The 13,035-nt window shown below is 59.0% G+C and carries 14 protein-coding genes; 3 read left to right on the top strand and 11 right to left on the bottom strand.

Annotated features, from left to right (window positions below):
- The 11 genes from BP869_RS07755 to BP869_RS07805 all read right to left on the bottom strand — a co-directional run bounded on the left by BP869_RS07755 (window position 1) and on the right by BP869_RS07805 (window position 9,806).
- Window positions 1-924: a type II secretion system F family protein gene (locus tag BP869_RS07755; RefSeq protein ID WP_342678447.1), complete on the bottom strand. Its 924-nt coding sequence runs from the start codon at window positions 922-924 to the stop codon at window positions 1-3.
- Complete coding sequence (locus BP869_RS07760) at window positions 921-3,365, bottom strand: type II/IV secretion system ATPase subunit (RefSeq protein ID WP_342678449.1); 2,445 nt, start codon at window positions 3,363-3,365, stop codon at window positions 921-923. Before BP869_RS07760 ends, BP869_RS07755 begins: the two co-directional genes overlap by 4 nt.
- Window positions 3,358-3,984, bottom strand: a complete 627-nt coding sequence (locus BP869_RS07765) for a hypothetical protein (RefSeq protein ID WP_342678451.1) — start codon at window positions 3,982-3,984, stop codon at window positions 3,358-3,360. The genes BP869_RS07760 and BP869_RS07765 overlap by 8 nt, the downstream gene beginning before the upstream one ends.
- A 96-nt stretch (window positions 3,985-4,080) precedes the next feature.
- Window positions 4,081-4,866, bottom strand: a complete 786-nt coding sequence (gene minD, locus BP869_RS07770) for a cell division ATPase MinD (RefSeq protein WP_067049374.1) — start codon at window positions 4,864-4,866, stop codon at window positions 4,081-4,083.
- Between the two features lie 120 nt (window positions 4,867-4,986).
- Window positions 4,987-5,574: a hypothetical protein gene (locus tag BP869_RS07775; protein WP_342678454.1), complete on the bottom strand. Its 588-nt coding sequence runs from the start codon at window positions 5,572-5,574 to the stop codon at window positions 4,987-4,989.
- 3 nt (window positions 5,575-5,577) lie between these two features.
- Window positions 5,578-6,297: a roadblock/LC7 domain-containing protein gene (locus tag BP869_RS07780; protein ID WP_342678456.1), complete on the bottom strand. Its 720-nt coding sequence runs from the start codon at window positions 6,295-6,297 to the stop codon at window positions 5,578-5,580.
- Between the two features lie 10 nt (window positions 6,298-6,307).
- Window positions 6,308-6,655 (bottom strand): roadblock/LC7 domain-containing protein, encoded by a 348-nt coding sequence (locus tag BP869_RS07785; RefSeq protein ID WP_342679119.1) that lies wholly within the window; start codon window positions 6,653-6,655, stop codon window positions 6,308-6,310.
- A 7-nt stretch (window positions 6,656-6,662) separates the two neighbouring features.
- Window positions 6,663-8,066, bottom strand: a complete 1,404-nt coding sequence (locus BP869_RS07790) for a Ni/Fe hydrogenase subunit alpha (protein WP_342678458.1) — start codon at window positions 8,064-8,066, stop codon at window positions 6,663-6,665.
- Window positions 8,063-8,980, bottom strand: coding sequence for a F420-nonreducing hydrogenase (locus BP869_RS07795; RefSeq protein WP_342678460.1), 918 nt, complete (start codon window positions 8,978-8,980; stop codon window positions 8,063-8,065). Before BP869_RS07795 ends, BP869_RS07790 begins: the two co-directional genes overlap by 4 nt.
- 8 nt (window positions 8,981-8,988) lie before the next feature.
- Entirely contained in the window at window positions 8,989-9,552 is a 564-nt protein-coding gene (locus tag BP869_RS07800; RefSeq protein ID WP_342678462.1) for a hydrocarbon binding protein (contains V4R domain), read from the bottom strand.
- The gene (locus BP869_RS07805) at window positions 9,552-9,806 is read right to left on the bottom strand and encodes a 4Fe-4S dicluster domain-containing protein (protein ID WP_342678463.1); all 255 of its coding nucleotides are present in this window, start codon (window positions 9,804-9,806) and stop codon (window positions 9,552-9,554) included. The genes BP869_RS07800 and BP869_RS07805 overlap by 1 nt, the downstream gene beginning before the upstream one ends.
- A gap of 103 nt (window positions 9,807-9,909) precedes the next feature.
- Here BP869_RS07805 and BP869_RS07810 point away from each other — a divergent pair, with 103 nt between their 5' ends.
- The 3 genes from BP869_RS07810 to BP869_RS07820 are packed head-to-tail and all read left to right on the top strand — an operon-like array spanning window position 9,910 to window position 13,033.
- Window positions 9,910-10,704 (top strand): A24 family peptidase C-terminal domain-containing protein, encoded by a 795-nt coding sequence (locus BP869_RS07810; RefSeq protein ID WP_394339028.1) that lies wholly within the window; start codon window positions 9,910-9,912, stop codon window positions 10,702-10,704.
- A 4-nt stretch (window positions 10,705-10,708) separates the two neighbouring features.
- Window positions 10,709-11,071, top strand: a complete 363-nt coding sequence (hisI, locus tag BP869_RS07815; protein ID WP_342678466.1) for a phosphoribosyl-AMP cyclohydrolase — start codon at window positions 10,709-10,711, stop codon at window positions 11,069-11,071.
- Window positions 11,072-11,098: 27 nt separating this feature from the next.
- Window positions 11,099-13,033, top strand: a complete 1,935-nt coding sequence (locus BP869_RS07820) for a PINc/VapC family ATPase (RefSeq protein WP_342678468.1) — start codon at window positions 11,099-11,101, stop codon at window positions 13,031-13,033.
- Window positions 13,034-13,035: the final 2 nt, after the last annotated feature.

Below are 13,035 nucleotides of genomic sequence, written 5' to 3' on the forward strand. Positions count from 1 at the left end.
TCACACCTCCGGGGTCATGGAACTGATCAGGATGATGAACATGATACTCCCGAACGGCACCATGAGATAGATGATGATCATCAGGAAGATCGGGTTCGAGTCGCCGCCGATGATCGACATGATCGACTGCAGGATGATCAGGAAGAGGGTGCCGGCGACCATGGCCGTCACATAACTCTCGGCAATGAGTCCGAGGGTCTCAAGGAAAGTTTTCTGCTGCTGGTGGTTCTCGTTGCTGTACTGGACGGCCTTGTTCCTGAAGTACTCGGTGAGGTTCGCACCCGAGGAGATCGTCGCCATCGCACCCTGGAAAAATTCCTTCATCCTCGCACTCGGCGTAAAGGTCGAGGCGATACGCATCGCCTCGATGAGGTCCTTGCCGAACATGTCGATCTCACGGGAGATGTAGCGCGCCTCGACGGCGGTCTCCCCGTAGATCGGGCTCTGTCCGAGGAGCCTGAAGACCTCGGCAGGCGTGATGCCTGCAGTGGACATCGCCGTCACATAGTTGATCGCGTACGGGAGAGTGGCGTCGATGTTCCGCCGCCTGTTCCCGGACACGACCTTCGGGTAGATCAGGAAGGCAAAGTAGGTGAATCCCCCGAAGATGAGGAGAGAGAGAATGACGACGACCGTTGTCCCGATGAGGAGACGGTAGTCTGAAAATCCGTAAAAGAAGGAGGGCAACGCCCCTTTATAGGAGATCATCGAGGGTATGTTCAGGAAGAAGGTGATCGCACCGAGCAGCACTGCCATGCCAAGGCCCGCAACGATGGAGGCGACATAGGCCGTCGAGAGGTACGCCTCGAAAGGGGTCTTCAGCCGCGCCTGCATCAGGTCGCTCCTCAGCTCAACATAATCTTCCCTTTTTTCCTTCACCCGCTGCCCGAGCAGGTTGAAACTGAACCGTTCAAAACCATTCATTGCGATGCACCTTCTCCATAGAGGTCATGCCGTACGACGTCCATGACCGCGTCGGGGTCGCGGAAGTACGAGATGAGCATCTTCGAGACATCTCTGAAGTGCCGGATCTTCTGTCTCCGCATCCACTCCAGGATCTCCTGCCGCCTCTTGAGTTCCTCGCGCATCCGTGCCTCGCTCCATCCCCGCGTCTCCATGATACTCTCAAGCACGTACGACTTGCCCGAATACCTGATCTCGTCGGTGGCCTGGTGCCAGGAGAAGACCTCGTTCGTGATCAATTCGTTTGTCCTCGGATCGATGTCCAGAATCTCGATGATCTGTTTGTTGCGGCGGATACGCTGGCCGCCGACCCGCGCCTGCACCTGGATGCAGACGAGGTTCAGGGAGGTGAGCATGTTCCTCGGGACGTCCAGGGGCGGGTTTTCAAGACGGTGGACGACGCTCGCCACCGAGTCGGCGTGCATGGTCGCATAGGTGACGTGGCCGGTGGACATTGCCTGGAAGAGAGTCTGGGCTTCCTTGCCACGGACCTCGCCGACACAGATGTACTCAGGCCGCTGCCGCAGTGCAGCACGGAGGAGTTCATACATATCGATCGCACCCTTGCCGCCTGTGTCGAAGGAGTCACGGGTGACCGAGGGGATCCAGTTGGGGTGCGGGAGTTTCAATTCACGCGTATCTTCCAGGGAGACGATCTTCGCCAGGGGCGGGATGAAGAGGGAGATGGCATTGAGGGCTGTTGTCTTCCCTGATGCCGTGCCGCCAGCAAAGATCGCCGAGTTCCCCGCCTCGACCGCAAGCCAGAGGAAGGCGACGGAGAGAGGCGAGAAGGTGCCCCACTCGATGAGGTCGGTCGGGGTGATCGGTTCGTCCTTGAATTTCCTGATGGTGAAGGTCGAACCGTGGGCCGTGACCTCCTTGCCGAGAGTCATCTGGATACGGGAACCGTCAACCATCGTTGCATCGAGCATCGGTTCGGCGATGGAGATATACTTCCCTGACCTCTGGGCCAGTTTGGTGACGAAGGAGTCGAGTTCGACCGCACTGGTGTACATCATGTTCGTCTTGATCGACTCGTACCCACCGTGGAAAACGAAGATCGGGTTGTCGAGGCCGTCGCAGGAGATATCCTCGATAAACTTGTCGTGCATGATGGCGTCGATCAGACCGTCGCCGAGGAAGTCGCGTTCGATGTGGTAGAAGAGTTTCTCACGGGCGACCGGTGTCAGGCTGATACCGTAATCCTGGATGATTTCGTCGGAGAGGTCGCGGAGAACCTTTCTGGCCCCATCTCTGGAGATGTCCTTCGTGTTGACGTCGAGCTGCTCAAAGAGACGGCTCTTGATCTCGCCGAGGAGTTCTTTTTCGGCATCGGAGAGGACCGGTTCAAGCACCTCGTAGGTGTACTCGTGCGAGGCATTGTCGTAGATGATCCTGATATAGGCATAAGGTTCGTTGACCGGGTAGAGTTCGACCTCCTCGATGCCGGGCCCTGGTGTGAAGGCGAGGTCGACGAGAGGGCCGTGGCGCCGGGGGTCGTACTCCTCCACTTTCCGGACAAGTTTGGTAAAGAGATTGATCTTCCCCAGGAAACCGGCTTTTTTCTCCTGGTCCTTCCCGATCACCACGCTCCGTGCCTCTTCGGTGATCGTCGGGAACGCCTCCTTCCAGAGGGTCTCGATCTCGGGGGGGAGAGAGCCCATCCCGAGCGGGGCATCGCGCGCGGCCTGGTCGAGTGCAAGTTCTTCGACGTCGAAAGTCGCGGCCTTCGGGAGGATAAGTTCTGAAAGGGCGCCGATATCCTCGGCATCCGTGATCCCGGCAAGGACAGATTCTCCGTTCTCTTCGGCGTCAGGAACAGCTCCTCCCGACCACCGGGTCTTTTTCGGGGTGGCCGTGGCCAGGGGTGCCGCAGGTGTTGCGGCCGGTGTGTCGGTCAAACCTGCAATGTCCCCATTATTCGCCTCGTTGAGCCGGGATGCCGCGGGGGTCGTAGCACCCTCGTCACCGAAGATCGAATCGATCATGCCCTGAAGTGCATCGATATCGTCAAGGTCGATAGCCGGCACCCGGCTTTCCGGTGCCGGGCGGCTCTCTTCTGTGGGGGCTGGACCCGGAGCCGTTTCAGCCTCGCCAGGGTAGGGTTCCACGGGAACGGCAACAGGGCTTTCTTTCACCGCAGGGATCTCTTGAACGGCCGGGTTCGCGGCATCCTCACCCGAAACCTCGTGCATGCTCCTGACATCGCGGATCATGGAATGAATGTCAAGGTTCCTGTTTCCCTCCACCATCGACCGGAGGGAGGTGAGGGCCCTGTCGTCCTCGCCTTTTTCCGCGTCCTCTCCGGGAGAGACAGAACCGTCGGTCTGCTCTGTCGGATTTCCCCGTATACGATCCAGAATATCATGCAGGCGGTGCTGCGCGTGTTTGCCTTTATCCATCCATCATCCCACCCAGTTCAATGACCAGTTCACTGCGGGACCCATGAAAATCCACCATGAAGGTGTAGACCTCCTGCGCCCTGTCAACGACGATAACATCGTATCGTCCGTTGAGGAGGCGGAAGGAAGCCCTGCCGTCGCCGGTTGTCGTATCGGTCAGGAGCACGTGCCGTCCTTTCCGAATCGAAACCCGCATCCCTGACTGAGGACTGTTCTCCTTCTCCACCACGATCGAAAGGACACCAGGACTCTTTCTCTCGCCCCCAAACTCGGGGATGTCAGACGTGAGCTGATGCGGGAAATGGCTCCTGTTAAAGACCCGGCACCGCGCCACGATCATATCGACAATCCTCTTCTCCGCGGCATAGAGTTCATACTCACCCATCTCCAGGATTTTCAGTGCCGCGGGATCCCCGTAGAGCGCTCCGGCCTCGTCCCCATAGATTGCCCCCGAGGGTTCACCACAGGAAAAGAGAACCACCGAGTTCCTGAGACCATCGACAAAGACTCCTATGGCCCCTTCCTCGGACCTGGCCCTCTGTGCCATCTCGCAATAGGTGAATGACCCCAGGTACCGCGACTGACCAAGGATCTCGTTAATGACGTCCATGATCTTCATCGATCGTCTCCCGGGATTGTTGCCGGGTTCTGTGTTCCGCTCACCAACGGCATGTCGGTGTCCAGATCAGGACCGGGCGCAGAAGATGATGAGATGTTACTGGGCCCCCCCGAAGAGAGTGTGAGCCAGGCGGTCGATGAAGTGCTGCTTACTCTCCTCGGTCTCCTCCTCATAGTGGACACCGGCGATATCGGCGGCGATCCTCCTGAATGCGCGGGAAGCCTCGGAGGCAGGATACTTGATCACGACCGGCGTCTTGTACGCGGCCGACCTGCGGACATTCGGGTCTTCAGGTATCATGTCGATGACACGAACCCCCAGCACGTCCTCGACGGAGTGCCTCCTGATCTCGGTGTTCTCCATTCCCGAACGGTTGATGATCGCTCCATAGACCTCGCCCCCCACCATCTCGGTGAGGATCTTCGTCTTGAGGGCGTCGGCCATGGAGGAGAGTTCAGGATTCACCACCAGGATGACCTCGTCAGAGATGGCGAGGGCGACAACCCCGTCCTTGCTGATACCGGCGGCGGCATCAACAAGGAGGTAATCACAGCGGTCGACGAGATCCCTCATGACGTCACGCAGACGATCGGGATCGGCGTTCTGGAAACCCTGGAGGGATATCCCGCTCGGGACCACCTTGACGCCGTTTGGCCCTTCATATATCGCGTCGTCCACCTTCGCCTTCCCGGCCAGCACCTCGTGGAGCGTGACAGGGGCGTCCTCAAGCCCGAGCACCAGGCCCAGGTTTGCCATACCGATGTCAGCATCAAGAATGTAGGTTTCTTTCCCGAGCTGGGCAAGAGAGGTGCCGAGGTTGACGGTTACCGTTGTCTTCCCCGTCCCTCCTTTCCCCGATGCGATCGTAAATGCCCTGATCAATCCGACACCTTCTACTCCAATGATTGTGAAAGATGGTATTTAATTATACCTAATTTATCGCGTGCCGATAGGGCGGCCTAAACTGTCATTTAAGGATGGATCTCGAATATATCAGATCCATCACTGATCCGGGCGTTTTTCCGGATCGACAATAAGGTGCCCCATATGCATTTCTCTAAGGAGATCGGATGCGTCGACCATGAAATTCTGTTGCATCTTTTTCAGGGCCGTAACCGATTCCGGGTTGAGGACGTCCTTCTTCTCTCCGGTCTTCGGGAGAGGGGGCGTCGCCGACCTGTCGTCGCCTGCCTCCACCGTCCGTACCACCTTCACCGTTGCAGACCGGCTCTTCTGGCCGACCCGCACCGCATGAATCGTGGTTGCCGGCCTGGCATCACGCGGCCCGGCTGTCACCCTGCAGGCATCGTTAAAAAGGAGAGCGGCGCCGATCTCCGCTTCAGAATACCCAAAGAATTCTGCGGTGACGACGTCACGTAATCTCTCTATCTCCTCAAGTGCCTGGATGCCAGTGGCCCTGCCAGACTCCGCACAGAGTAGCATGCCGCACCTGAAGAGAAGAGATGCCGGCGAGCCGTGCACCATAAATGTCACGGCACCGGTGAAGCCCTTCTTCCGGCATTCAGCAATGACGACCCTGAGGGGCATGGTCAGGCTGGCACCCGGAGACCCTGACCGCGGCAGGCGCATGATCTATCCCTCCCACCTGATACTTCGCAGGGCGACCCGCACAAGGCCCAGATTGGCATTGGCTGCGGTGAGGACACAGAGGGAGAGGTCACCAAAGGGAGCGATGATCAATTTTCCACCCGGCGTCTCCAGGATGATCTCGTCGAGACAGCCCATCTCCATGTCGTCGGCAATCTTCAGGCCGGCCCTGAGAAGGTCCTCGGAGATGGCGGCGATACGGTCAAAGTCGGTCGCACCGACAGACTGGACGGCAAAACCCTCATAGAACGCGGATACGGCGACGACTCCCGGCTGGGAGAGGATGAGGTGCAGCGACTCCTCGTTCAGTTCGGGTACCGCGGACCCTGCAGGGGCAGAATCCTCGGCCTCGGGAAACGTCGTTACAGGAACCGCACCCCCCTCATCTGGACTCTCCCAGCCAATAAGGTACCCCGCATCCCGGCATCTCTCCAGGGCAAGGTCGTATTCGTCATCCCCGTACCTGCTGAGTTCGCAGGGGAGTGACGATTCGGCAAGGAGGCGGGCGAGGGCAAAACCACCTCTCAACTCCTTTGTCCCCTCCCGGCACCAGGCAGCTACCGCTTTTCCCTCGTCAGAGAGGACGAAGCCTTCGCCGTCGTCGGTGCGCACTCGCACAATGGCGTGGAACGCCTCGGTAAATGGCAGCACCTCGGTGAGAGGGGCCGTCATGCTCCCGAAAGTCTTCCCATCAGGCAACATCATGATACGTACTCTACAGAGCCGCGATGATCCGTTCCTTGTTCTTCTTCAGTTCGTACCGGATCCTGCCGATATTGGCGCCGTCACCGGCAACGATGGCGATGAGTTCGTCCTCCGAAAGAGGAGAGAGGAGGATAGGCCCGCTCTGCAGTTCGACAAGCATCTGATTGAGAACCCCTTTGCCAAGTTCGGTACCCATCGCCTCGGAGGTACCCATGCCTGTCGATGCCATGGCTCCGAGGGCATCGGTGTCGATATCCCCGGAGATTGCGTCTTCGATCACAAACCCGTCCCGCCCGACGACAACAGCAGCGGTCACACCATCAAGCCTGAGAAACTCCGTCAAGATCTGTTTGAGCATCTCCATTTTAATTCACTTCCTTCTCCTGAATAATCTCATGACCGCTGCCGGACCGCTGTACCACCCGGATCCGCATCGGCATCCGACCCAGGGCATGGGTTGCACAGGAGATGCATGGATCATAGGCACGGATGACGGTTTCGATCCTGTTCGATGCTGCTTCAGTCAGTTCCCCGCCGACGATCACCTTGCGGGCAGCGTCCTCGATCCCTCTGTCCATTGCGTAGTTGTTCTGGCAGGTGGCGACGATGAGGTTGCACTTCTCGATCATGCCCTGCTCGTCTACCGTGTAGTCATGGATGAGGGTGCCGCGCGGGGCCTCGACGATCCCGACGCCACGCCTTGCCGCGATGCCGGAAACCGGCGTCCTGACATCGGTGCCGGTGATGGCCGGGTCTTCAAGGAGGGCGACCGCTTTCTCACAGGCGCCGAGGAACTCGACGTACCGCGCAATGTTGTAGGCGAGGGTCGTCTGGGTGCAGGCGCCGAAGGTCTCGTGATACCGGGCAAGGGCGGCGTCGGCCTTCGGCGTGCCCATGGACCGGACGATGTTCAGCCTGGCGAGGGGGCCGACCCGGTAGTGGTCGCCGCCGGCAAGGCGGCAGAACTTGAGGTACGACCAGTCCTCAGAGTATTCCCTGATCTGCCGGGCGTATTCCTGGCCGGTGAATGAACCGACTTCCGACCCGTCCTTCCCCAGGATCTTCACCTCACCGCCAAGAACGCTGTGGATCCCGTTGTCGGAGAGGCCCATGAAGGCCGTCTCGACCGCACCAAGGGAGAGGTCGACGCCGTCCATGATCCCCTGCGCCGTCTCCCATCCCTCTTCGGCAACGGTAAGGCCTGCCTGTGCCGATGCAAGGAGGGTCTGGCGCTGGTCTTCGGAGAGGGGTCTGGACATGCCGCCGGGGATGGCGTTCGAGGGGTGGATCGGTTTGCCGCCGACGGCCTCGGTAATCCTCTGGCCGAGTTTTCTCACCTCGATCGCCTTCTTTGCGATCTCCGGGACCTTCTTCGCAAGCCCGATGACGTTCCTCTCCTCTGCCGGGGCGTCGCCGAGGAGGAAATCAGGGGCGGCGAGCATGAAGAAGTGGAGGGCGTGCGAGTGAATGTACTGCCCGGCCATCAGGAGTTCCCTGAGTTTTTTCGCGGTGGCGGGCGGTTCCGCACCGAAGATCTGGTCAGTGGCCATAGCCGCCGCCACATGGTGGGAGGTGGGGCAGATCCCGCAGATGCGCGGGGTGATCCTCGGCGCCTCCTCAACAGCCGCACCGAGAAGGAACTTCTCAAAGCCGCGGAGTTCGACGACATTGAAGTGGGCGCTCGAAACCTCGCCTTTCTCGTCGAGGTCGATCCGCACCTCCGCATGCCCCTCGACCCGGGTCACCGGCGAGATGGTCAGCCGCGTCAATTCCCTGCCCCCTTCACGAGGTCACGGATCTTTGAGATCTCTTTGTCTTCCATGATCAGGCTCCCGATAGTGAAGGGATACATGGTGTGGGCCACGTCATAGACCTCCTTTTCGACCTCCTTCTGGGGGAGATCGGTGAGGTCGGCGATCCGCTTCACCATCATATTGTAGATGTCACGGCAGGGTTCCCTGAGGATGTCGAGGGAGGGGCCGTTGCAGCCGTGGCAGGGGACGTTGTTGTGCGGGCAGGAGGCGTTGCACCGGCCGAAGGTGACAGGGCCGAGGCAGAGATAGCCCTGGCCGAGGAGGCAATGCTCGCGGTCGGGAATACCTTCATAGCGCCTCTTCAGATGCCAGTCCTTGACATCACCCATCTTCCGGTCGCACTCCGAACAGACCGATTTTTTGGAGAGTTCGACCCTGTTCCCGGAAACAAGGGCCGGAAGGATCTCTTTCAAAAACTTCTCCTTCGGGGGGCAACCGGTGACATAGTAATCCACTTTCACAAGGTCGCCGACGGCAAAGGCACGGTACAGGAAGGGGGGGACGTCAGTGGGGACGACGTTCCCTTCGTCCGCAGTTTCGACGCCGCGGTAGACGCAGGCAAAGAGGTCCTCCTGTTTGCCGAGCATGGACAGGCCCGAGACCCCGCCGTAGCAGGCGCAGGTGCCGAAGGCGATGAGGGTCTTCGCCCGCTTCCTGAGAAGTCTCAGGCGCGCCTCGTTCTCCTCGTTCCTGACGGCCCCGGTGACGAAGGCGATGTCGATACCTTCGGGGGGTTCTTTCGCGTCCATGATCACCGGGGAATAGACGATATCGGCCTGCGCCACAAGGTCGAGGAGGGCCTCGTGAAGGTCGAGGACGGATATGGTGCAGCCTGAGCACCCTGCAAGTTCTTCGATTGCTATCTTCATAACCATCATCACTTCAGGATCAGTTTTTTCAGGCAGGCATTCGGGCCGGTGTGGACGATCTCCAGTTTCGCCCGTTTCCCGGTGATCTCCTCGATCGCACCGACCACATAGCCGTACAATGTCTGGCAGAGGGGGCCGCCCTGGTCCATGCCGTTGCGGCGGAGGGTCTGGCGGACGATGCAGTCGTGGAAGACGAGGAAGATGAAGGTCTCCCCGTTCTCGGTGACGACATAGTTCTCTTTGTCCTCGGGTTTCCAGAGTTCGAAGGTGTACTGGCCGTGGAGGATGTACGAGAGTTCGCGCAGGGCTTCCTCGACATTGTCGATCTTCCTGAAGTACTTCGCCGTCTCGTGGCCGAACTTTTTGCCGGCGCGGTAGGTGACGGCGTTCGCGCCGCGGCCCGCGATCTCTTCGAGGGACTTGATGATCATGCCGTTCATATGCATGACGCCGTGGAGGGTTGGTTCGAGTTCCTTCGGGTTCGGCGAGCAGGAGAGAGGGACGTCCTCGGCCTTGAAGACCGCACCTGCATGAAACTGTTTGTTCATCTCTTCCGCAGTAATGTCGACCATCAGATCACCCGATTGAGCATCTCGCAGACGCGGATATCAACATAGTGACGTTTCGAGGGGTAGACCCCCCGGTGTTCCAGTGCCTGGGCAGGGCAGATCTCATGGCAGGAGAGACAGCCCATGCAGTTCTCGGGACGGACAGGAACACTGGTTCCATCCTTGAGTTCATAGACCCGCATCGGACAATCCTTCACGCAAAGACCGCATCCGTTACAGGCCGTTGAATCGACAGTTATCTCTATCACACACACCACCGGATTCAAACGGAGAATGATACAATTCTCCTATTCCACAGTATTAAAATGTATTGAAAATAGTTAGCCTTAAAAAGGGATGAAAATATAAGAAATATGAGTCATGATACTTCCTCTTGTCATCGCATCTCTTGCTGTGGGTGCAACGCTTATGTACGCATCGGTTCTCGATCACCGTGACCGGCGGGTGCCCTTCCGCACCTGGTACCCGATGCTTATAGTGGCAGGGCCCTCTGCTGTAATATTTTACGCAGGCCTCCTCACCGGGGGCCTTGCCGGCACGGCCCTGTACTTCCTCGCGCTCTCCCTGATCTTTGCCGCCGTCTTCTATACCTTCGGCATGCTCCACCTCTTCGGAGGCGCCGATGCCTGGGCCCTGATCTTTCTCTCCCTCTGTATCCCGGCCTTCCCGGTCGAGCCTCTGCTCGGCGTCCCGCCCATGGGTTTCTTTCCCTTCTCCGTGATCACAGACGCCCTCCTCCTCAACCTCGTCGCGCCCCTCGCCCTCTGCGCGTATAATATCGTGAAGGGGAACAGGGCGCCCTTCCCGTACATGTTCTTCGGCTATCCGGTGGAAGGGAAAGATATCAGGAACCATTTCGGCTTTGTGATGGAGGAGATCACCGAGGAGGAGGACAGGACGATCACCCGCCGCTTCCTCAAGATCCGCGAGTCCCTGCGGCGGACTGTGCAGGGCGGCGAACGGCGGATGTACACAAAGGACCTGCGCGAGCACCCCGAGCGCTACGCGCAGGAACTCGCCCTGTACAGGAAGGCAGGCAGAGTCTGGATCAGTTATGCCGTCCCCTTCATCATCCCGATCACCGCCGGTTTCGTCACGGCACTTTTTATCGGCGACCTGCTCTTTATGATCATAAAGGTACTTGCAGGAGTATGAGGTGATGGAACTGAACTATACAGACGGCCTTGTCCCGGTCGTGGTGCAGGACGCGGAGACAAAAGAGGTTCTGATGCTCGCCTGGGCGAACGAGGAGGCAGTGCGGCTGACCGGGGAGACAGGGTATGCCCACTACTGGTCGCGCAGCAGGCAGAAGATCTGGAAGAAGGGAGAGGAGAGCGGGAATGTGCAGGAGGTCGTGGAGGTCAGGGCCGACTGCGACGCGGACGCCCTCCTGTACCTTGTCAGGCAGAGGGGAGCGGCCTGCCATACCGGCCATTATTCCTGTTTTTACCGGACGATCGAGGGGAGGGAGATCGCCGCGCCGCTCTTCGATCCTGCGGATGTATATGCTAATAAAGGATAAAGACACGTAGAATATGGTGAATTTTTTATGAAAATAGTGCCTGATACAAGTGTCGTCATAGACGGACGCATCACCCAGATGATAAAAACCGGTGAATATACAGGGTCGACAATAATCATTCCGGAAGCGGTCGTTGCTGAGCTCGAGGCCCAGGCAAACCAGGGCCGCGAGATCGGTTTCTCCGGTCTGACAGAACTGCAGAACCTCTCCAGAATGGCGGGCGAGGGGACTATAGAACTCCGATATGTGGGGGAACGCCCAAGTCTCAGCCAGGTCAAACTCGCAAGCGGCGGCGAGATCGACGCCCTGATCAGGAACGTCGCCATCGAGTATGATGCCAGGTTCGTCACCAGCGATGTCGTCCAGTCAGAGGTCGCAAAGGCAAAGGGGATCGATGTCATGTACCTGAAGCCCCAGGTCGGCGAGTGCACCCCTCTCATGCTCGACCAGTACTTCGACGAGGAGACGATCGCCGTCCACCTTAAAGAACGCGTCCCGCCGATGGCAAGAAAAGGGACGATGAAGAACCTGCGCCTTGTGCAACTCCGCGACAGCCCGATGAACGAGTATGAACTCCGCACCATGGCACAGGAAGTGCTCGAAAGGGCAAAGCGCGATCCCGACGGCTTCATCGAGATCGAACGCCGCGGCATCACCGTGGTGCAGATAGGATCGATCAGGATCGCAATCGCCCGTCGGCCCTTCTCCGACGGGATGGAGATCACAGCGGTCAGGCCGATCCGTGACGTGGCACTCGAAAACTACGCGATGGCAGACCTGATCAAGGAAAGGATCACGGGTGTCCGTCAGGGCGTTCTCATTGCCGGGCCGCCGGGTGCCGGGAAGAGTACGCTCGCCCAGAGCGTCGCCACCTTCCTTGCCGATAAGGAGTTTATCGTCAAGACGATGGAGGCCCCGCGCGACCTTCAGGTGCCAGACAACATCACCCAGTACACGGCCCTCGAAGGGAGCATGGAGAACACCGCCGAGGTGCTCCTGCTCGTGCGGCCCGACTACGTCATTTTCGACGAACTGCGGAAGAACGAGGATTTCCGCGTCTTTGCCGATATGCGCCTTGCCGGCGTCGGCATGGTCGGCGTGATCCATGCGATGGAGGTGAAGGACGCGATTCAGCGCTTCTTCGGCCGGGTCGAGCCGAGCGTCCTGCCCCAGATCATAAACACCATCATCTACGTGGACAACGGCGAGATCACCAGGGTCTACGATGTCAGCTTCTCGATCAAGGTGCCCGAAGGCATGAACTCCGACCTGCACATCAGGCCGGTGACGACCGTGCGCGACACGGTGACCGACAGGATTGCCTTCGAGATCTTCAAGTACGAGGGCGAGACGATCGTGATGCCGACAGGGGACGGCGCCGAAAAGAAAGTACCGGTGAAGAAGGTCGAGGAAAAGGTCGAGGCGAAGGCTGAAGAGAAGGTTCCCGAGACAGTTGCCGAAGAAAAACCCGAAGCCGAGGAGAAAGAGACCGCCTGGGAGGTCACCGAACGGGAGGTCCAGCGTGAACTCGGCCGGTTCACCGCCGGGGCTATCGATGTCTTCATGAAGAGCGACACGAAGGCCGTCGCCTATATCGAGGACAAAGATGTCCCCGCAGCCATCGGGAGGGGCGGCAAGAATATCGCCGGGATCGTGAACAAGATCGGCATCGGGATCGACATCAGGCCGCGTTCCGAACTCCCTCTCCCTGAGGTGAAGGAGACCGCCGAGGAAATGCCCGCGAGCGAGGGCCTGCGCCTCCGCGTCGAGAAGAAGCATCTCACCCTGGTCGCCCCCGAATTCAGGGAGGCGATCGTCGATGTTTTTGCCGGGAAAGAGTACCTCTTTACTGCAACAGTAAACGAGAAGGGCGAGATCGACCTGGCAAAGAGCAGCAGCATCGCACAGGAACTGATCCGCAGGTACAACGACCGTGAGGCCATCAGACTGAGACCTGTATAAAG

The sequence above is a fragment of the Methanofollis sp. UBA420 genome (assembly GCF_002498315.1).
Lineage (GTDB): Archaea > Halobacteriota > Methanomicrobia > Methanomicrobiales > Methanofollaceae > Methanofollis.

What these genes read in the sequence shown, in the direction of transcription:
- BP869_RS07755 (WP_342678447.1), bottom strand. Translation starts at nt 924, where the DNA reads ATGAATGGTTTTGAACGGTTCAGTTTCAACCTGCTCGGGCAGCGGGTG.
- BP869_RS07760 (WP_342678449.1), bottom strand. Translation starts at nt 3,365, where the DNA reads ATGGATAAAGGCAAACACGCGCAGCACCGCCTGCATGATATTCTGGAT.
- BP869_RS07765 (WP_342678451.1), bottom strand. Translation starts at nt 3,984, where the DNA reads ATGAAGATCATGGACGTCATTAACGAGATCCTTGGTCAGTCGCGGTAC.
- BP869_RS07775 (WP_342678454.1), bottom strand. Translation starts at nt 5,574, where the DNA reads ATGCGCCTGCCGCGGTCAGGGTCTCCGGGTGCCAGCCTGACCATGCCC.
- BP869_RS07780 (WP_342678456.1), bottom strand. Translation starts at nt 6,297, where the DNA reads ATGATGTTGCCTGATGGGAAGACTTTCGGGAGCATGACGGCCCCTCTC.
- BP869_RS07785 (WP_342679119.1), bottom strand. Translation starts at nt 6,655, where the DNA reads ATGCTCAAACAGATCTTGACGGAGTTTCTCAGGCTTGATGGTGTGACC.
- BP869_RS07795 (WP_342678460.1), bottom strand. Translation starts at nt 8,980, where the DNA reads ATGAAGATAGCAATCGAAGAACTTGCAGGGTGCTCAGGCTGCACCATA.
- BP869_RS07800 (WP_342678462.1), bottom strand. Translation starts at nt 9,552, where the DNA reads ATGGTCGACATTACTGCGGAAGAGATGAACAAACAGTTTCATGCAGGT.
- BP869_RS07810 (WP_394339028.1), top strand. Translation starts at nt 9,910, where the DNA reads ATGATACTTCCTCTTGTCATCGCATCTCTTGCTGTGGGTGCAACGCTT.
- hisI (WP_342678466.1), top strand. Translation starts at nt 10,709, where the DNA reads ATGGAACTGAACTATACAGACGGCCTTGTCCCGGTCGTGGTGCAGGAC.
- BP869_RS07820 (WP_342678468.1), top strand. Translation starts at nt 11,099, where the DNA reads ATGAAAATAGTGCCTGATACAAGTGTCGTCATAGACGGACGCATCACC.